Source organism: Microbacterium sp. CR_7, assembly GCF_041954755.1.
Taxonomy (GTDB): domain Bacteria; phylum Actinomycetota; class Actinomycetes; order Actinomycetales; family Microbacteriaceae; genus Microbacterium.
Genome location: NZ_JAVAYF010000003.1, coordinates 575,591 through 592,583, shown reverse-complemented (window position 1 = coordinate 592,583; position 16,993 = coordinate 575,591). Strand labels below are relative to the sequence as shown.

Annotated in this window: 18 protein-coding genes; 15 read left to right on the top strand and 3 right to left on the bottom strand. The window is 69.1% G+C overall.

The window, feature by feature from the left end:
- Positions 1-206: 206 nt before the first annotated feature.
- The gene (locus RAC81_RS09010; protein WP_375082045.1) at positions 207-959 is read right to left on the bottom strand and encodes an SDR family oxidoreductase; all 753 of its coding nucleotides are present in this window, start codon (positions 957-959) and stop codon (positions 207-209) included.
- Positions 960-1,098: 139 nt separating this feature from the next.
- Between RAC81_RS09010 and sigJ the strand changes: the two genes are divergently transcribed.
- The 13 genes from sigJ (at position 1,099) to RAC81_RS08945 (ending at position 14,070) form a co-directional block, all read left to right on the top strand.
- Positions 1,099-2,007 carry an RNA polymerase sigma factor SigJ gene (gene sigJ / locus RAC81_RS09005; protein ID WP_375082044.1) on the top strand — a complete coding sequence of 303 codons (909 nt, stop codon included), beginning with the start codon at positions 1,099-1,101 and terminating at the stop codon, positions 2,005-2,007.
- A gap of 85 nt (positions 2,008-2,092) precedes the next feature.
- A complete protein-coding gene (locus RAC81_RS09000) occupies positions 2,093-2,641 on the top strand; it encodes a GNAT family N-acetyltransferase (RefSeq protein ID WP_375082043.1) in 549 nt (182 codons plus the stop codon).
- Entirely contained in the window at positions 2,638-3,369 is a 732-nt protein-coding gene (gene pnuC / locus RAC81_RS08995; protein ID WP_375082042.1) for a nicotinamide riboside transporter PnuC, read from the top strand. Before RAC81_RS09000 ends, pnuC begins: the two co-directional genes overlap by 4 nt.
- A 132-nt stretch (positions 3,370-3,501) precedes the next feature.
- Positions 3,502-4,881 carry an LLM class flavin-dependent oxidoreductase gene (locus RAC81_RS08990; RefSeq protein WP_375082041.1) on the top strand — a complete coding sequence of 460 codons (1,380 nt, stop codon included), beginning with the start codon at positions 3,502-3,504 and terminating at the stop codon, positions 4,879-4,881.
- Between the two features lie 166 nt (positions 4,882-5,047).
- The gene (locus RAC81_RS08985; protein ID WP_375082040.1) at positions 5,048-5,653 is read left to right on the top strand and encodes an HD domain-containing protein; all 606 of its coding nucleotides are present in this window, start codon (positions 5,048-5,050) and stop codon (positions 5,651-5,653) included.
- A 235-nt stretch (positions 5,654-5,888) separates the two neighbouring features.
- Positions 5,889-7,469, top strand: a complete 1,581-nt coding sequence (locus RAC81_RS08980) for an ABC transporter substrate-binding protein (protein WP_375082039.1) — start codon at positions 5,889-5,891, stop codon at positions 7,467-7,469.
- A 7-nt stretch (positions 7,470-7,476) separates the two neighbouring features.
- Positions 7,477-8,430, top strand: coding sequence for an ABC transporter permease (locus tag RAC81_RS08975; RefSeq protein ID WP_375082038.1), 954 nt, complete (start codon positions 7,477-7,479; stop codon positions 8,428-8,430).
- Positions 8,427-9,272, top strand: coding sequence for an ABC transporter permease (locus RAC81_RS08970; protein ID WP_375082037.1), 846 nt, complete (start codon positions 8,427-8,429; stop codon positions 9,270-9,272). Before RAC81_RS08975 ends, RAC81_RS08970 begins: the two co-directional genes overlap by 4 nt.
- Positions 9,269-10,954: an ABC transporter ATP-binding protein gene (locus RAC81_RS08965; RefSeq protein ID WP_375082036.1), complete on the top strand. Its 1,686-nt coding sequence runs from the start codon at positions 9,269-9,271 to the stop codon at positions 10,952-10,954. The genes RAC81_RS08970 and RAC81_RS08965 overlap by 4 nt, the downstream gene beginning before the upstream one ends.
- 3 nt (positions 10,955-10,957) lie before the next feature.
- Positions 10,958-11,875 (top strand): LysR family transcriptional regulator, encoded by a 918-nt coding sequence (locus RAC81_RS08960; RefSeq protein ID WP_375082035.1) that lies wholly within the window; start codon positions 10,958-10,960, stop codon positions 11,873-11,875.
- A complete protein-coding gene (locus RAC81_RS08955) occupies positions 11,872-12,669 on the top strand; it encodes a carbon-nitrogen hydrolase family protein (RefSeq protein ID WP_375082034.1) in 798 nt (265 codons plus the stop codon). Before RAC81_RS08960 ends, RAC81_RS08955 begins: the two co-directional genes overlap by 4 nt.
- A gap of 32 nt (positions 12,670-12,701) precedes the next feature.
- Positions 12,702-13,463, top strand: a complete 762-nt coding sequence (locus RAC81_RS08950; RefSeq protein ID WP_375082033.1) for an HpcH/HpaI aldolase/citrate lyase family protein — start codon at positions 12,702-12,704, stop codon at positions 13,461-13,463.
- Positions 13,464-13,620: 157 nt separating this feature from the next.
- Positions 13,621-14,070, top strand: coding sequence for a carboxymuconolactone decarboxylase family protein (locus RAC81_RS08945; RefSeq protein ID WP_375082032.1), 450 nt, complete (start codon positions 13,621-13,623; stop codon positions 14,068-14,070).
- Positions 14,071-14,089: 19 nt separating this feature from the next.
- Here the strand turns inward: RAC81_RS08945 and RAC81_RS08940 are convergent, their stop codons facing one another.
- Positions 14,090-14,611: a hypothetical protein gene (locus RAC81_RS08940; protein WP_375082031.1), complete on the bottom strand. Its 522-nt coding sequence runs from the start codon at positions 14,609-14,611 to the stop codon at positions 14,090-14,092.
- 136 nt (positions 14,612-14,747) lie between these two features.
- Between RAC81_RS08940 and RAC81_RS08935 the strand changes: the two genes are divergently transcribed.
- Both RAC81_RS08935 and RAC81_RS08930 read left to right on the top strand, forming a co-directional pair.
- On the top strand, positions 14,748-15,782 hold the full coding sequence (locus tag RAC81_RS08935; RefSeq protein ID WP_375082030.1) for an iron-containing redox enzyme family protein: 1,035 nt from the start codon (positions 14,748-14,750) through the stop codon (positions 15,780-15,782).
- Positions 15,779-15,982: a CDGSH iron-sulfur domain-containing protein gene (locus tag RAC81_RS08930; protein ID WP_375082029.1), complete on the top strand. Its 204-nt coding sequence runs from the start codon at positions 15,779-15,781 to the stop codon at positions 15,980-15,982. Before RAC81_RS08935 ends, RAC81_RS08930 begins: the two co-directional genes overlap by 4 nt.
- Positions 15,983-15,985: 3 nt before the next feature.
- Here the strand turns inward: RAC81_RS08930 and RAC81_RS08925 are convergent, their stop codons facing one another.
- Positions 15,986-16,870 (bottom strand): hypothetical protein, encoded by an 885-nt coding sequence (locus RAC81_RS08925; protein WP_375082028.1) that lies wholly within the window; start codon positions 16,868-16,870, stop codon positions 15,986-15,988.
- Between the last annotated feature and the right edge of the window lie 123 nt (positions 16,871-16,993).

Genomic DNA, 16,993 nt, shown 5'->3' with positions numbered 1-16,993 from the left:
ACCGACGCTGCACCACACCGATCGCCCGATGCGCAGCCACCAGCTGCGCCCGCGACAGCTCGGCACCGTTCTCCGCACCCGCCCACGCCTCATCAAGGCACTGCACGGCCTCGAACAGCGGCACCAGATGCGAAGAAGTCATACCCCCAGTTTAGTAACTATGTTCGAATTCTGCTCGATATGCCAGCATCCGATTGCAGGAGACTTCACTGTCGATGGTCAACGCTGCGCAGCCACTCGTCGAACGTGATCCGTCCCCGCAGAGCGCCTGCATCGCCACGCAGCGAACCCGAGGCCAACCCACGCCCGTACGCTCCCGGCAGCCGCACCTCGAGCACGGCACGGCGCCGCCCCTCGAACGCCAGCTGCCGCCGCGCCACGTCGACCAGCACCTCGTCGCGCGGTCCCACCAGATCCCGTGCTCGCTCGACCGCCCCGCCTTCGGCCACGCGCACGAGATGCGCTCCGACCTCGCGCGCTGCCACCGGGCGCATGAGCAGCTTCGGCACGACCGCGATCGGACCGGTCATGCCCGACATGACCTGCCCCGCGAACTCGTGGAACTGTCCCGCTCGAGCGATCGTGAAGGGCACGGGCCCCACCGCCACGGCCCGCTCCTGAGCCAGCTTGCCCGCGTAGTACGACGCGTCGATGCCGTCGATGCCGACGATCGACAGCGCGACGTGGTGACCCACGCCTACCCGGCGCTCGGCGTCCAGCAGGTTCCTCGTCGCGGTCTCGAAGAACGCGGTCGCCTTCTTCGCCGACAGCGTGGTGCCGCTGTTCGAGGCGTCGATGACGGCATCCACCCCGTGCAGAGCCGCATCGAGACCCACCCCCGTCAGCACGTCTACCCCGCGCGACCGCGCGAGCACGACCACGTCGTGTCCGGCATCCTGTGCCGCCTCGACGGCATATCGCCCGACGACTCCCGTTCCTCCCGCGACCGCGATCCTCATCCGCATGCTCCCTGCCTTCCCGGTGCGCACTCGCGCACGCTTCGTCCATATGACGCGACAGCCCGCCGGAATGTGAGGCTCACATTCCCCGATGCCGCATCGTCATATCCTGCGAGAGCAGCGTGCGAGAGGAGCCGGTGTGGACGACGACCTGGACGAGGTGTTCCGCGAGCGTCGGCGCCTGCTCGCGCTCGGGTATCGCATGACCGGCACCATGGCGGATGCCGAGGACATCGTGCAGGAGACCTACCTGCGCTGGTACCGCCTCGACGACCGCGAGCGTGCGGACATCGCGAACCCCGCCGGCTGGCTCACCACCGTGGCGGGACGCGTCGCCCTCGACCTGCTCGGCTCCGCGAGGCGGCGCCGCGAGCAGTACGTGGGTCCGTGGTTGCCGGAACCGGTGCCGGCCGACCTGTTCCGCGGTGCGGCGCCGGCCACGACCGCGTCGACAGACGATCCGCTCGACCGCGTCACCCTCGACGACGATGTCTCCACCGCGCTGCTCGTCGTGCTCGAGTCGATGACCCCCGCCGAGCGCGTGGCGTTCGTGCTGCACGACGTCTTCGACGTGCCGTTCGACGACATCGCGCAGGCCGTCGGCCGCTCCCCCGCTGCGGTGCGCCAGCTCGCCTCCTCGGCCAGGCGGCACGTGCGCGAGAACCGCGCGAAGGCCGTGCCGCGCGCCGAGCACGACCGGGTGGTGCGCGCGTTCCAGGAGGCCACGCGCACCGGCGAGGTCTCGAGCCTGATGCGCTTCCTCGCTCCCGACGTGCAACTGCACAGCGACGGCGGCGGCTTCGTGAGCGCAGCGCGCAACATCGTGTCGGGCGCCGACCGGGTGGCCCGCTTCCTGCTCGGCATCGCGGCGAAGCATCCGGAGCTGACCCTCGAGGAGCACCAGCTCGCCGGCGGCGTCGGGTTCGTGTTCCGCAACGGCCGGGCCGTGCAGTCGGTCATGGACATGCAGGTGCAGGACGGCCGCATCACCCACCTGTGGATCGTGCTGAACCCCGAGAAGCTCACCCTGTGGGGCTCCGAGAGCTGAGCAGGCGCGTCCCCCACGGAACGCCGGCACCTCGGCATCCTGCTAGCGTCGTCCTGCGCACCCGAACGCCCCCGCAGGAGATCCGATGAGCGACCCCCAGATCCGGGATGCCGAGACGGCCGACCTCGACGCCATCACCGACATCCACAACCACGCCGTCGTGCACACCACGGCGATCTGGAACGAGGATGCCGTCGACGTCGCCGACCGCGCCGCCTGGCTCGCCGCGCGGCAGGAGCGCGGATACCCCGTGATCGTCGCCGTCGATGACACCGGCGTCGTCGGTTACGCCTCGTTCGGCGACTGGCGCCCCCACAGCGGCTACCGCCACACGGTCGAGCACTCGGTCTACGTGCGCGACGACCAGCAGGGCCGTGGAATCGGCAAGGCGCTGATGGTCGAGCTCATCGAGCGCGCCCGCCGCCTCGGCATCCACGTCATGGTCGCGGCCGTCGAGAGCGGCAACCTCCCCTCGATCGTGCTGCACAAGCGCCTCGACTTCCTCCAGGTCGGGCGGATGCCGCAGGTCGGTGCCAAGTTCGGTCGCTGGCTCGACCTGACCCTGCTGCAGCTGATCCTCGACGACCGCCCCTTCCCGCCGGACCTCCCCGACCGCGGCGGAGCCGCCGAGTGAACCTCTTCGTCTGGCTCGTCGAGGCCTTCAATTCGCAATGGGTGCTCCCTGGCGGACAGACGCTCCTCGTGCGCGAGGTCGTCGGCAACGCCTTCGGGCTCGCCAGCGCTCTGGGCGGCATGCGCCGCAAGGTCTGGGCGTGGCCGGTGGGCATCGTCGGCAATGTGCTGCTGTTGACCGTGTTCCTGGGCACGATCCTCAACCCCGATCATGAGCTGCCGCATCTGCTGGGCCAGGCCGGGCGCCAGATCATGTTCATCGTCGTGGCGATCTACGGCTGGGTGCGCTGGAAGCAGGCGTCGGGCGACGGCGGTCGCGTGACCCCGCGATGGGCGCCGAACGGCGCCCGGATCGGCCTCGTGATCGCACTCGTGATCGGCACCGTCGCGCTCACCCCGCTGTTCCGGGCACTGGGGTCGTACGAACCCGTCTGGGCCGACGCCTGGACCTTCGTCGGATCGCTGCTGGCCACCTACGGCATGGCGAAGGGATGGACGGAGTTCTGGCTCATCTGGATCGCCGTCGACGTCGTCGGGGTGCCGCTGCTGTTCGCCTCCGGCTTCTACGCCACGGGATTCATGTACGTGTTCTACGGCGTCTTCACGGCCGTCGGCTTCGTGGTGTGGTGCCGTGCGCAGGCGAACGAGAAACCGCAGGTCGACACGCTGATGCCGGATCCGCGGCCGCAGACCGCGCCGATCCGCACCGGCCGACGGCGCCTCCGCTGACCGATTCGAATCGCCCGAATTGCAGTTCTCACCCCGCTCAGTCACCAGTTGAGCGATTCGAAACGCCGTCCTTGTGACGGCATGTGTCGGTGACACTGGCACGCAGCGGCAGGCGCGGGTTTCCTGGACCGCATGACCCGTCAGATCCGCTTCAACGCCTTCGACATGAACTGCGTCGCCCACCAGTCGTCCGGGCTGTGGCGCCACCCCGACGACCGCTCGCGTCAGTACAACACCATCTCGTACTGGACCGACCTCGCGAAGCTCCTGGAGAGCGCGACCTTCGACGGCATCTTCATCGCCGACGTGCTCGGCACCTACGACGTGTACGGCGGCACGAACGAGGCCGCGATCCGCAACGGTGCCCAGGTGCCCGTGAACGACCCGATCCTGCTGGTGAGCGCCATGGCCGCGGTGACCGAGCACCTGGGCTTCGGCGTCACCGCGGGCACCGCCTTCGAGCACCCGTACCCGTTCGCCCGCCGCCTGAGCACGCTCGACCACCTCACGCAGGGTCGCGTGGGCTGGAACGTCGTGACCGGGTATCTGCCCAGTGCCGCCCGCAACATGGGACAGACCGACCAGCTCGCGCACGACGACCGCTACGACCACGCCGACGAGTACGTCGAGGTGCTGTACAAGCTGTGGGAGGGATCGTGGGAGGACGACGCCGTCGTCGAGGACCGCGAGCGCGGCATCTTCACCGACCCGGCGAAGGTGCACCCGATCGGCCACGAGGGCACGCACTTCAGCGTCCCCGGCATCCACATCTCCGAGCCGTCTCCGCAGCGCACGCCCGTGATCTACCAGGCTGGCGCGAGCCCCCGCGGCGTGAAGTTCGCGGCTGAGAACGCCGAGGCGATCTTCGTCGCCGCACCCTCGAAGGAGGTGCTGGCCGGCACCGTGAAGCGCATCCGAGACGCCCTCGAGGCCGCGGGTCGTGACCGTTACGACGCCCGCATCTACACGCTGCTCACCGTCATCACCGCTGCCACGAGCGAAGAGGCGGCGGCGAAGCACGCCGAGTACCTGTCGTACGCCAGCCCCGAGGGTGCGCTGACGTTCATGTCGGGGTGGATGGGCGTCGACCTGTCGCAGTACGCCGAGGACGAGCCGGTCGGGAACGTCGAGTCGAACGCCATCCAGTCCGTGCTGCAGCACCTCAAGGAGGAGGCGGATCTCGGCCGCGAGTGGACCGTCGGCGACTTCGGCCGGCACAATGCCATCGGCGGTCTCGGCCCGACCGTCGTCGGCTCGGGCGAGGAGATCGCCGACGAGCTGCAGGCGTGGGTCGACGAGACCGACATCGACGGCTTCAACCTCGCCTACGCCGTGACACCCGGCACGTGGCAGGACGTCATCGAGCACGTCATCCCGGTGCTGCGGGCGCGCGGGGCCTACCCCGAGGAGTACACGCCGGGCACGCTGCGTCACAAGCTGCACGGCAAGGGCGACCGGGTGCAGGACACGCATCGCGCGGCGCGGTACCGGGTGGGCGCGCGGGTCGGCTGAGTCCGGTCACTTCTGCGGTGAAGGGCACGAATTTCGGATGCCGGCGCGCACAGCATCCGAAATTCCTGCCCGTCTCCGCGGATCGTGTCGGCCGTTGGCCGGATTCCGAGGGATGCTGTCCGCCCGCCCGCTCGCGTGACCTGCGCCGGCGAGCGAGACTGACGCCATGCGCATCGCCGACTTCCCTGTTCCCGACACCGCCGCCGCCCGCGGGGCGCTCGCCCTGGCGGAGGAGTACCACTCGCCGTCGATCCTGAATCACGTCACGCGATCGTGGCTGTGGGCCGAGGCGTTCGCGACCGTCGAGGGGCTCGATGCCATCGATCATGAGCTGCTCTACGTCGCCGCGATGCTGCACGACATCGGCCTCGCGCCCGAGTTCGACAACCACACACTCGCGTACGAGCATGCGGGCGGACACGTCGGCGTCGCGTTGACGGCCGGCGCGGGATGGGATGCCCTGCGACGGCGCCGCGTGCTCGACGTCATCGTGGAGCACAACTGGCCGAGCGTCGACCCGGAGCAGGATGCCGAGGGCTACCTGTTGGAGGTCGCCACGGCGCTCGACATCTCCGGCGCACGGCCGGAGGCCCTGCCCGACGGCTTCCTCCGCGAGGTGCTCGCGGAGCATCCGCGTCTCGCTTTGGCCCACGAGTTCGGCACCGCTGTCGTCGACCAGGCCGAGAGGAAGCCGTCGTCCGCAGCCTGCCGGCTCGTCGACGGCGGCGTCGTGCGCAAGCTCCGCGACAACCCGCTCGAAGTCCTGGCCTGACGCGACCTTCCTCAAAAATCCCAGGTCACGCTGACGAGTTAAGCAATCCGTTATGTCGCGCTGAGAAGTCGAACTTTCCACTTATCTACGACGTCGACATAATCGATCTCGAAGGGTTCCAGCCACACCCGAGACCCCCTCACCCCGACGAGCAACGGAGCCGTCGATGACGACTCTCCGTGTTTCGTGACACCTCGAGCGATGGCGCCTCGGCGCGCCATGGAAGGACTTCGTCATGCCTGCTTCACAGCATCTCCGCCGTCACGGGAGCACTCCGGCCCGCTGGATCGGCGCCGTCGCCTTCGGCGCGGCATCCGTCCTCGTCCTCGCCGGATGCGGCGGCTCGGGTGACTCCGGCGACTCGGGAGGTGAGGGCGGGTCGCAGACCCTCGTCTTCGGACTCTCGGCCGAGCCGGCCACCCCCATCACCGGCATGCAGCAGGGCGGTGCCGTGAACCAGCTGCTCACGATGGTGCATCGCGGACTCATGACGTACGACGAGAAGGGTGCCGTGGTGCCCGGTGTCGCCGAATCGGTCGACACGAGCGACCCCACGAAGTACGTGTTCACGCTGCGTCCCGACCTGACGTTCCACGACGACACCCCGCTCACGGCGGAGAACGTGAAGAACTCGCTCGACTACTACCGCGACCCCGCGAACGGCTCGCAGCTCGCCGCCGGTCTCAAGGACATCACCGACATCGCCGCCGACGGCGACACCGTCACCATCACGCTCGCACAGCCGAACACCGCGTTCCTGCAGTACCTGGCCCTGCCGTTCGCGGCGATCGTGCCCGACTCGTCGCTCAACGCCGACACCGCGAACTGGGTGGGCGCCGGCCCCTTCGAGATGACCAACCTCGACCAGGGCATCGGCCTCACGGTCGAGAAGAACGACGACTACTACGACGCCGACGAGGTCTCGCTCGACAGCATCGAGGTGAAGTTCTACCCCGACGGCGAAGCCCGCACCAACGCGCTGCTCAGCGGCGACGTCGACATGATCGAGTACGTGCCGTGGGAGAACTTCCAGCGGGTGTCGGATGCCGGCCTCACGGTCGACGCGCAGCAGGGCCCGTTCCAGTACGTGCAGTTCAACGTGACCGACGGCCCGTTCGCCGACCCGAAGGTGCGCCAGGCGGTCGCCTACGCGCTGAACCGCGAGAATGCGGTGACCGCGGCGTTCCAGAGCAACGGCGCCCCGCTCGACGGCATCGTGATCCCGGAGGACGACCCGGCGTACGACCCGAAGGCCGCCGAGCTGTGGAGCTACGACCCCGAGAAGGCGAAGGAGCTGCTCGCCGATGCCGGGTACCCCGACGGCTTCTCCGCCACGCTGCTCTCGACCTCGCAGTACACGTTCCTGCAGGACAACGCGCTGTCGGTGCAGGAGGACCTGCGCGCGGTCGGCATCGACGTCACGCTCGACGCCCCGGACTGGTCCACCCGCGTCAGCAAGGGCAACGCCGGCGAGTACGACCTCGCCGTCTCAGGTGACGCCGGCGTCATCACCGACCCGTCCTACCTGCTGAACTGGGTCGTCGACAGCCGCAACTTCAACGTCGGCTGGGGGTACTCGAACGAGACGCTGCGCGGCCTGATCGAAGACGGTCTGCGCGCCGCAGACGACGACGCCGCGAAGAAGGAGATCTACGCGCAGATCGCCGACATCTGGGCGGAGGACGTGCCCTTCGCCTCCATCAACACCCGCGAGCAGGCGTACGCCTACAACGACAAGGTGAAGGGCTTCGAGACGTTGCCCGGGTTCCTCGTCTTCTACAGCTCGCTCAACCTGGCGCACGCCTCCGTGGAGTGACCCTGCCGTGATCCTCTTCATCGCGAAGCGGCTGGCGATGGGGGTGGGACTGGTCCTGCTGGTCCTCACCCTCATCTTCTCCGCACTGCAACTCGTTCCGGGCGATCCTGCCGTGCTGCTCCTCAGCACGGGCGACGGCGGAGCGCCCAGCCCGGAGGCCGTCGCGGCCCTCCGCGAGCAGTTGGGCCTGAATCAGCCGCTCCTCACCCAGTACCTGTCGTTCCTCTCCGGCGTCTTCACCGGCGACCTGGGCGAGTCCTTCCGCACCTCGCAGCCGGTGCTCGAGGCCATCGGCGCCCGCCTCCCCCGCACCCTCCTGCTCGTCGCCTACGCCACGCTCCTGTCGATCGTGATCGGCGTCGCGATGGGAGCCCTCGCGGCCCGCCGCGGCGGATGGGTCGACACGCTGGTCACCGCGCTCAGCTCGATCGGCGTCGCCCTGCCCGTGTTCGTGTTCGGAGCAGTCCTCATCCTCATCTTCTCGATCACTCTCGGTCTCTTCCCGGCGGGCGGATACGTCGACCCGTCGAAGGACTTCCTCGGGGCGATCAAGAGCCTCACCCTTCCCGCGATCTCGCTCGCGGTCGGGTTCGCGGCGCAGATCGCACGCATGACGAGGTCGGCCGTGCTCGAGGTGCAGACCCAGGACTGGGTGCGCACCGCGAAGTCCATCGGTCTCGCTCCGATGACGGTGTTCCGCCGGCACGTGCTCCGCAACTCCCTGACCCCGGTGGTCACGGTCGTCGGCATCGGATTCGGCACGCTGCTCGGATCGACCGTGCTCGTGGAGCGGGTGTTCAACTACCCCGGCCTCTCGAGCCTCCTCGTCGACGGCGTCACGACCCGCGACTACCCGGTCGTCCAGGGCGTCGTGATCGTGATCGCCATGCTCTTCATCGCGATCAACATCGTCGTCGACATCACCTACGGAATCCTCGACCCCCGAGTGAGGCGAGCATGAAACTCAGCCCCCGCCTCCGTCAGGCGATCACCCCGCTCCGCGCCGTCATGGTCGTGTACCTGGTCGTCATCCTCGCGCTCATGGCCTTCGCGCCGCTGCTCGCCCCCTACGACCCGATCGCGCAGAACGTCGCGATCCGTCTGCAGCCGATGTTCAGCCCAGGGCACCTGCTCGGGACCGACGAGCTCGGCCGCGACATCCTGTCCCGCATCATGTTCGGCGCACAGGTCGAGCTGTTCATCGCCCTCGGCGCCACGGTGCTCGCCACGGTGCTCGGCACCCTGCTCGGCCTTCTCGGGGCCTACTTCAACGGCCTCACCGAGGTCGTCACGATGCGGCTCATCGTCGACGTCATCCTCGCCTTCCCGCCCATCGTGCTCGCCCTGCTCGCCGTGACGCTCTACGGACCGGGCCCGGTGACCCTCATCATCGCGATGGGAGTGCTGTTCGCCCCGATCTTCGCCCGCATCACCTATGGACAGGTGCTGTCGACGAAGCGCGAGGAGTACGTCGATGCGGCGCGCACATTCGGCGCACCGACCGTCGTCATTCTGTTCCGCACGGTTCTCGCGAACGTCTCGGCGCCGATCATCGTGCAGTTCTCGCTCACGATGGCGGCGGCGATCCTCATGGAGTCCGGGCTGAGCTACCTCGGCCTCGGCGTCGTGCCGCCCACCCCGTCGTGGGGCTCGATGGTCGCGCAGGGTCAGCGGTATCTGACGACCGATCCGCACGTGCTGCTCGTCCCCGGCGCGGTCATCGTCCTGACGATCCTCGCGTTCGGCATACTCGGCGACGCCCTCCGCGACCTCCTCGACCCGAAAGCGAAGAAGCGCTCATGAACGAACCGCTGCTGCAGGTCGACGGCCTGTCCGTCGAGTTCGCCACTCCCGACGGCTGGCGTCAGGTCACCTATGACGTGTCTTTCAGCGTCGACCGTCGCAAGACGCTCGCGCTCGTGGGCGAGTCGGGCTCCGGCAAGTCGGTCACGGCGATGTCGATCCTCGACCTCCTCCCTCCCAACGCGCGGCGCACGGGACGCATCCTCTTCGACGGCACCGACCTCGTGCCGCTGCGCGACAAGGGGCTGAGGCCGCTGAGGGGATCCCGCATCGCGACGATCTTCCAGGAGCCGATGACGGCGCTGAACCCCGTCTACACGATCGGGCACCAGCTGATCGAGGCCCTCACGAGCCACCACGACCTCGACCGTACAGTGGCGAGGGAGCGCGCCGTGCAGCTGCTGCGCGACGTGCACATGCCTGCCCCCGAGGAGAAGGTCGACCACTATCCGCACCAGCTCTCGGGCGGTCAGCGCCAGCGGGCGATGATCGCGATGGCCATCTCGTCGGAGCCCGACCTGCTGATCGCCGACGAGCCGACCACCGCGCTCGACGTGACGGTGCAGGCCGAGATCCTCGACCTCATCGCCGAGATCCAGGAGCGCATGGGGATGGCCGTGCTCATCATCACGCACGACATGGGCGTGGTGGCCGATGTCGCCGACGAGGTCGTCGTCATGAAGGACGGCCGCGTCGTGGAGGAGGCACCGTCCGCCAGACTGTTCAAGAACCCGCAGGAGCCGTACACGCAGGCACTGCTCGCCGCGGTGCCGCATCTCGGCAAGGCCGACGACTTCCTGGCCGCCGCCGGCAACAAGCTGCGCATCGACGGCGTGACCGCCACCACGCCGCTGCCCGAGACGGTGCTGCGGCTGCAGGATGCCGTGATCCGGTACCCCGGTCGGTGGCGCCGCCCCGGGTTCCAAGCGATCAACGGCATCGACCTCGAGGTGCAGCGCGGCGAGATCGTCGGGCTGGTCGGCGAATCCGGGTCGGGCAAGTCCACGATCGGCAAGGCGGCGATCGGTCTGCTGCCGGTGACCGAGGGCACCCTCGAGGTCCGCGGCGAGCGCATCACCGGACGACCGGGTCGTGCGCTGCGTCAGCTACGGCGCCACGTGACGATGGTCTTCCAGGACCCGGCATCCTCCCTCAATCCCCGCCGCACCATCGGGCAGGCCATCTCCGACCCGCTGCTGTGGCAGGGGCTCGTGCGCGATCCCCGCGCGCGGCGGGCGCGGGCGAAGGAGCTGCTCGAGCGCGTGCAGCTGAACCCCGACTGGTCGGACCGCTACCCGCACGAGCTCTCGGGCGGGCAGCGGCAGCGCATCGGCATCGCGCGCGCGATCGCGACCGATCCTGTGCTGATGATCGCCGACGAGCCCACCTCGGCGCTCGACGTGTCGGTGCAGGCGCAGGTGCTCGACCTGTTCCTGGCACTGCAGCGCGAGCTCGGCTTCTCGTGCCTGTTCATCAGTCACGATCTGTCGGTCGTCGAGACCCTGTCGAATCGCGTGGTCGTGCTGCGACACGGCGACGTGGTCGAGGAGGGCCCGACCGAGGAGGTCCTGCACCACCCGCACGACGACTACACGAAGCGTCTCATCGCCGCCGCCCCCGTGCCCGACCCCGAGATCCAGCGGGTGCGGCGCGCCGAGCGCCTCGCGCTGAGGAGGGGGTAGGGCATGGAGACACGACGACTGGAGCTGTTCGTGACGCTGGTCGATGCCGGCGGCTTCAAACAGGCGGCCGACAGCCTCTTCATCACCGCGCCGGCCCTCTCGCAGCAGATCTCCCGGTTGGAGAAGGACGTCGGCGTCGCGTTGATCGATCGCACCACGCGCCCGATCACGCCGACCGAGGCGGGCCGCGAGTTCTACTACCGATGCAGGCGGGTGCTGGAGGCCATGCAGCACATCACCCAGCTGCTCGACGATCAGCGCAGCCACGAATTTGGGCGGGTGCGCGTCGGCATCGTGCCGGCGATGATGTTCAGCACCCCCGCGGGCGCCGTGCGCAGCTTCATCCGCACGCACCCCACCGCGACGGTGCAGGTGCGCAGCATCCCGACCTCCCTGCTCGTCGACGAGCTGGAGCAGGGGTCGATCGACGTCGCCGTCCTGCTCACCGAGCCCGACATGAAAGATCTCTCGTCGACCGCTCTGTTCGCTGAGGAGTACCTGGTGGCGCTTCCCGACGATCACCCGCTCGCCGGGGTGGACGAGGTCGACTTCGCGATGCTGCGCAACGAACGCATCCTGCAGGGACCGCGCACCGCCAACCCGACCGGCTACGACGCGGTCGTCACAGCCTGCATGCGCGCCGGGTTCTCGCCGCGATCCCTCGAGGTCATGGGCTCGTACCTCGACCAGGCGGCGATGGTGTCGGCGGGGATGGGCGTCTGCTTCATCCCGAAGTCGCTGTCGGACATCCCGCAGCACAACGTCGTGTACCGCACACTCGTGAACCCCTCGGTGGGACTCACGACCTCGATCTCCTGGTTCGATCGCCGCCTCGACGCGGTCGGCCGGGCATTCGTGCAGCACTGCATCACCGAGCTCTCCGTCCCGGAGAGCCTCACCACGGAAGAAGGTTCATCATGAAGTTCGCGATCGGCCAGATGGTCTCGGGCGACGACAAGGCCGCGAACCTCGCGGAGATCTCCCGGCTCACCGAGGAGGCGGCAGCCGCCGGAGCGCGCCTCGTCGTCTTCCCCGAGTTCGCGATGTACGACGTCCCGACCCTCGACGAGGCGTTCGTCGCGCAGGGCGAGACGCTCGACGGGCCCTTCGTCTCCGGTCTCGCCGACCTGTCGCGGCGCACCGGCGTCTCGATCGTCGCCGGAATGCTCGAATCCATCGACGGGGAGGCCCGCGGCTACAACACGCTCGTGCTCGTGACGCCCGACGAGGGCCTGTCGCGGGTCTACCACAAGCTCCACCTGTACGACGCGTTCGGCTTCCTGGAGTCCGACCACATCCGCCCCGGCGACATCTCCGGTCCCGTGACGTTCACCGTCGACGACGTGACCGTCGGGATGCTGACCTGCTACGACCTGCGCTTCCCCGAGGTCGCGCGCGAGCACGCCGACGCCGGCGTCGACCTGCTGCTCTACCCCGCCGCATGGATGCCGGGGGCGCGCAAGGAGGACCACTGGAACACCCTCGCCCGCGCCCGCGCGATCGAGAACACGCTCTACGTCGCCGCGGTGTCGCAGGGACCGGGAGTGGGCACCGGAGGCAGCATCATCGTCGACCCCATGGGGATCACGCTCGGCGAGATCGGCGAGTCGACCGGCATCGCCATCGCCGACGCCCGCCCCGAGCGCATCGCCCAGGTGCGCAGCGTGAACCCCTCGCTCGCCAACCGCCGCTTCACCGTCGTCGCGTCCGCCTGACGCCCGCACCCCGGAACACCGAAAGGAACATCATGACTCACACACTCAAGCAGGGGGCCTGGCTCTCGGACGGCAGCAGCGCCATCGGCGAGATCGTCGCCGGACTCGGCTACGACTTCGTGGTGCTCGACATCGAGCACGGATCGTTCGACCTGGCGACCCTCGAGCGTTTCATCCCGTTGCTTAAGGGGCTCGGCCTCGAGGTCCTCTCGAAGGTGCTGGTGCCCGAGCGCGGCGCCATCCAGCAGGCGCTCGACTTCGGCTCGGACGGCGTCATCATCCCGCACATCGAGGGGCTGGAGCACGCCAAGCGCATCACCGACTTCGCGAAGTTCCCGCCGCTCGGCTCGCGCAGCCTCGCCGGTGGTCGCACGATGAACTATCGCGGCTACTCCGACGAGTGGATCGCCGCGCAGGACCGCGACATCAAGGTCTTCCCCATGGTGGAGGATCCGCGCGCCCTGCGCGACGTCGAGGGCATCGCCGCACTGCCCACGGTCGACGGGATCTTCATTGGCCCCGGCGACCTCGCGGCCATGAGCGGCCGAGGCGCGTACCGTCAGACCGAAGCCGACTTCGACGACTTCCGCCGGGTCATCGCTGCGGCGCGCGCCAACGACAAGCCGTGGGTGCTTCCAGCCTGGACCACGATCGAGAAGGAGTTCGCGATCGCCGAGAACGCCGACTACGTGCTGCTGACCATGCAGCACGCCGCGATCTCGGAGGGCTACGGCAACGCGCGCGCCCTCATGGACGGGCTCATCGCCGACGCCTCGGTGTCCGTGGCCTCCTGATCGGCCGCCCCCGCCGCCTCTGCTGTCCCCGCAGTGATCGAAAGGCCCCCGAAGCGCTCGCTTCGGGGGCGTTTCCCGATCTCCCTCACACTCACGCCCCCTACGTCGTCATTCACAACGGAGGCGCACCCGGCGCCCCGAGAACCAAGGAGACGACGTGTCGCACGTGAACATCGGCAAGATCTACTCGGCCCCCTACAAGGCGATGCTCGAGTTCAACGACCAGGCGGTGGCCGCGGGTGTGGATGCCGGACTCTCGCCGCTGCTCGTCGAACTCGTGAAGGTTCGCGCCTCGCAGATCAACGGCTGCGCGTTCTGCCTGCGGATGCACAGCGCCGACGCCGTGAAGGCCGGGGAGACGGCCGACCGTCTCGCCGTCGTCGCGGCGTGGTGGGAATCGCAGTACTTCTCGCCCGAGGAGCAGGCGGCGCTGCAGATCGCCGAGCGTGTCACGATGATCGGCGACCACGGACGCCTCGCCGACCGTGGGGTCGAGGTCGAGAGCGTGCTCACCGAGAAGCAGATCGCCGCCGTGACGTGGCTCGCCGTGGTGATCAACAGCTGGAACCGCATCGCGATCAGCAGCCACTACCCGGTGCACCCCTGATCCGCGGGCGCGCGACAGATCACTGTGCGGGCAGGCAGCCGCCGTCCATGATGTAGCCGCCAACGTCGACGGCGACTCCGTCGGCGCGCAGCTCGCCGAACACGCACCCACCCTGCGGAGCCACAGCGCCGAAAGCGACCGCGCGCTCGTCACCCCGCACCTGCGGGTCGGCGAGGCCGGCGTCGCCGAGAGCCCGCTCGACGGCGTCGACCGAGATGCTCCCCGAAGCCCGCAGCGCCTCGAGGCTGCGCTGCAGATCGGCCGCGGGCTGGGCGGCGGCCACCCGGGCGTCCTCGTCGAGATCCATCCGCTCGCGGTACCGGTCGTTCTGCGCCATCGCATGGTCGGGGTCGTAGGGCGCGCACTCCGGCGGCAGGGTCTGGCCCTCGACCTGCGGGCACGCGACCGTCGGGGTCGGGCTGGGGGTCGGTGTCGCGGCCCCCGGTCCGGTCGCGGTGGCGCATCCGCCCAGCAGCAGCATCGTCGCGAGAACGAGCGGCACGCCCGCCCGCCTCGCCGCATCCCCCCGGATACCGGTCATCCCGCCATGCAACCACATCGTCTGCGCCCCGTCGACCATCGTGCGCTTCCGCAAAGCACCACCCCGCGTCAAGACCCTTTGCGGTACGCCCGAGGTCGCGCACACTGCGAGAATCCGACCGATGGGAGCATCACCGATGACTGCGCTCGCGCACTCCACCCTCGACACCGTGACGGCGCGGGGTCCGATCAGCGAGGCCGTGCTCGGCCGCCTCCGCGGACACACCGACACCGCTCCCGCTGATGCCGCCCGCGCGGCGCTCCCTGCGGTCACCGACGCCATCCGCGACGACGACGTGCAGCTGTCGCTGTTCCTGCTGTACGCCTCGTCATACGGCTCGCTTCCCGGCCTCGACCCCGATCTGGAGTGGGATGCCGAGCTGATCGCCGCTCGGCGGATCCTCGAGGAGTCGTTCGAGACGGCGCTCCGCGCACAGGTGCCCCAGCCGGAGTCGCCCGCGCCGACGGTGGATGCCGTAGGCCGCGCGCTCTTCGCCCTTGCCGCGGCCGACACCGGTCCGAGCCTCTCGCGCTATGTCGCCAAGAAGGCCACGCGCGAGCAGATCCCGGAGATGTTCATCCAGCGGTCGATCTACACGCTGCGCGAGGCCGACCCGCACTCGTGGGCCATCCCGCGTCTGCAGGGGCGGGCGAAGGCGGCCCTCGTCGAGATCCAGGCCGACGAGTACGGCGGCGGGCGACCCGACCGCGTGCACGCCGAGATCTTCGCGCGGGCGATGCGCGGCATGGGTCTCGACGACACCTACGGCGCCTACGTCGATGACGCGCCGGCGATCACGTTCGCATCGCACAACCTCATGTCGATGTTCGGCCTGAACCGTCGGCTCGTCGGCGCGATCGTCGGTCATCTCGCCGCGTACGAGATGACCTCGTCGATCCCGTGCCGCCTGTACGCCGACGGGCTGCGCCGACTCGGCTACCCCGAAGACGTGACCGACTACTTCGACGAGCACGTCGAGGCGGATGCCGTGCACGAGCAGATCGCGGGGCGCGACCTCGCCGGAGCCCTCGCCGAGGACCACCCCGAGCTGCTCGACGACATCATGTTCGGCGCATCGGCCTGCCTGACCGTCGACGGCTGGATGGGCGGGCATGTGCTCGACGCCTGGCAGCGCGGGGAGTCGTCCCTCCGAACAGGAGCGCTCGCGTGACGGCATCCGACGAGGTGACGATCACCGCCTACCCCGACGGACCGTTGCTGGTGAGAGGGGCGGCGTCGCTGCAGACCGTAGAGGGTGAAGTCATCGAGGTCACCCGTCGCACGGTCGCCCTGTGCCGGTGCGGTCTCTCGACGATCAAGCCGTTCTGCGACGGCACGCACAAGGCGGCGGGGTTCCGCACCGACGTGTGAGGACTACCACTCCCACTCGACCGAGATCATCCCGGGGCCGAAGTCGTACTCGATGTGCGAGACGCATGCGCCTACCGGCGATGCCGCGAACACGCGGTGGGTGTCGTCCGTCTCCACGGAGACGAGGCACCGACGAGGCAGATGCTCCGGGTCGAAGTAGATGAACACCCCGACCTCGGCCTCCGGCCGCACAGCCACGAGCCCCTGGAAGTCGCTCACCGTGTCGGGCTCGTATCGATGGTCGAACGACTCCCACTCGGCGAGAGCCATGTCGCCCTTGAGGAGCGGCGCGTTCAGTCGCACGGTGACGCGCATGACACGCTGCTGCATGTCGGTCACGACGTCGGACAGCTCGCATCCGATCAGACCGCGCACCTGCGGCGGCGCCACCTCCTCCGGTTCGACCGTGAGGAAGGCGGCGACCTCCTGGGCGCCGTCGACCCGAGCCTGCCAGACGTTCCTGGCGACGTTGCGCGTCAGTCGCCCCGCGGCGTCCACGTACGACATGAGGGTCGAGGAGCGCTCCGACAGCTGCCTCGCCGAGCTCTCATCCGTGACGCTGTTGTGCTCCAGGCCGACGAAGTAGGCGAAGGGCACGTTGCGGTCCGGAGGGACACGGCGGTGCGGACGCAGCATCCCCGCGAGTTCGTCGTCGTCGAGGCCGAGCAGGTCCTCCAGCTCCCGCACGATGTCGGCCGAGGAGTCCGTGCTCGGTCGTCGGGCGCCGGACTGCCACAGGGAGAGCGATGCGATGCTCACCTCATGCCCCCGGTCGCGCAGGCGGGTCTGGAGCGCCCGCAGCGACATGCCGCGGCGCTGCAGCGCTGCGCGCAGCGCTCGGCCGAACGCGTTCGGTCCCTGCCCGTCGTTCTCGCGCTCGTCGTCCATACACTTCTCCGGTCGCACCACGGCGGGCGCATCATCACCCGCCACCGCGATTGTGACAGAGGCTCACCGCCACCGAACGAGCCATCCCGGGATGGCCGCACTGTATATCGGTGGACCGCTGCC

Coding starts and splice junctions, on each gene's coding strand:
- RAC81_RS09010 (WP_375082045.1), bottom strand. CDS start 959: ATGAGGATCGCGGTCGCGGGAGGAACGGGAGTCGTCGGGCGATATGCC.
- RAC81_RS09000 (WP_375082043.1), top strand. CDS start 2,093: ATGAGCGACCCCCAGATCCGGGATGCCGAGACGGCCGACCTCGACGCC.
- RAC81_RS08990 (WP_375082041.1), top strand. CDS start 3,502: ATGACCCGTCAGATCCGCTTCAACGCCTTCGACATGAACTGCGTCGCC.
- RAC81_RS08985 (WP_375082040.1), top strand. CDS start 5,048: ATGCGCATCGCCGACTTCCCTGTTCCCGACACCGCCGCCGCCCGCGGG.
- RAC81_RS08980 (WP_375082039.1), top strand. CDS start 5,889: ATGCCTGCTTCACAGCATCTCCGCCGTCACGGGAGCACTCCGGCCCGC.
- RAC81_RS08970 (WP_375082037.1), top strand. CDS start 8,427: ATGAAACTCAGCCCCCGCCTCCGTCAGGCGATCACCCCGCTCCGCGCC.
- RAC81_RS08965 (WP_375082036.1), top strand. CDS start 9,269: ATGAACGAACCGCTGCTGCAGGTCGACGGCCTGTCCGTCGAGTTCGCC.
- RAC81_RS08960 (WP_375082035.1), top strand. CDS start 10,958: ATGGAGACACGACGACTGGAGCTGTTCGTGACGCTGGTCGATGCCGGC.
- RAC81_RS08955 (WP_375082034.1), top strand. CDS start 11,872: ATGAAGTTCGCGATCGGCCAGATGGTCTCGGGCGACGACAAGGCCGCG.
- RAC81_RS08950 (WP_375082033.1), top strand. CDS start 12,702: ATGACTCACACACTCAAGCAGGGGGCCTGGCTCTCGGACGGCAGCAGC.
- RAC81_RS08940 (WP_375082031.1), bottom strand. CDS start 14,611: ATGACCGGTATCCGGGGGGATGCGGCGAGGCGGGCGGGCGTGCCGCTC.
- RAC81_RS08935 (WP_375082030.1), top strand. CDS start 14,748: ATGACTGCGCTCGCGCACTCCACCCTCGACACCGTGACGGCGCGGGGT.
- RAC81_RS08925 (WP_375082028.1), bottom strand. CDS start 16,870: ATGGACGACGAGCGCGAGAACGACGGGCAGGGACCGAACGCGTTCGGC.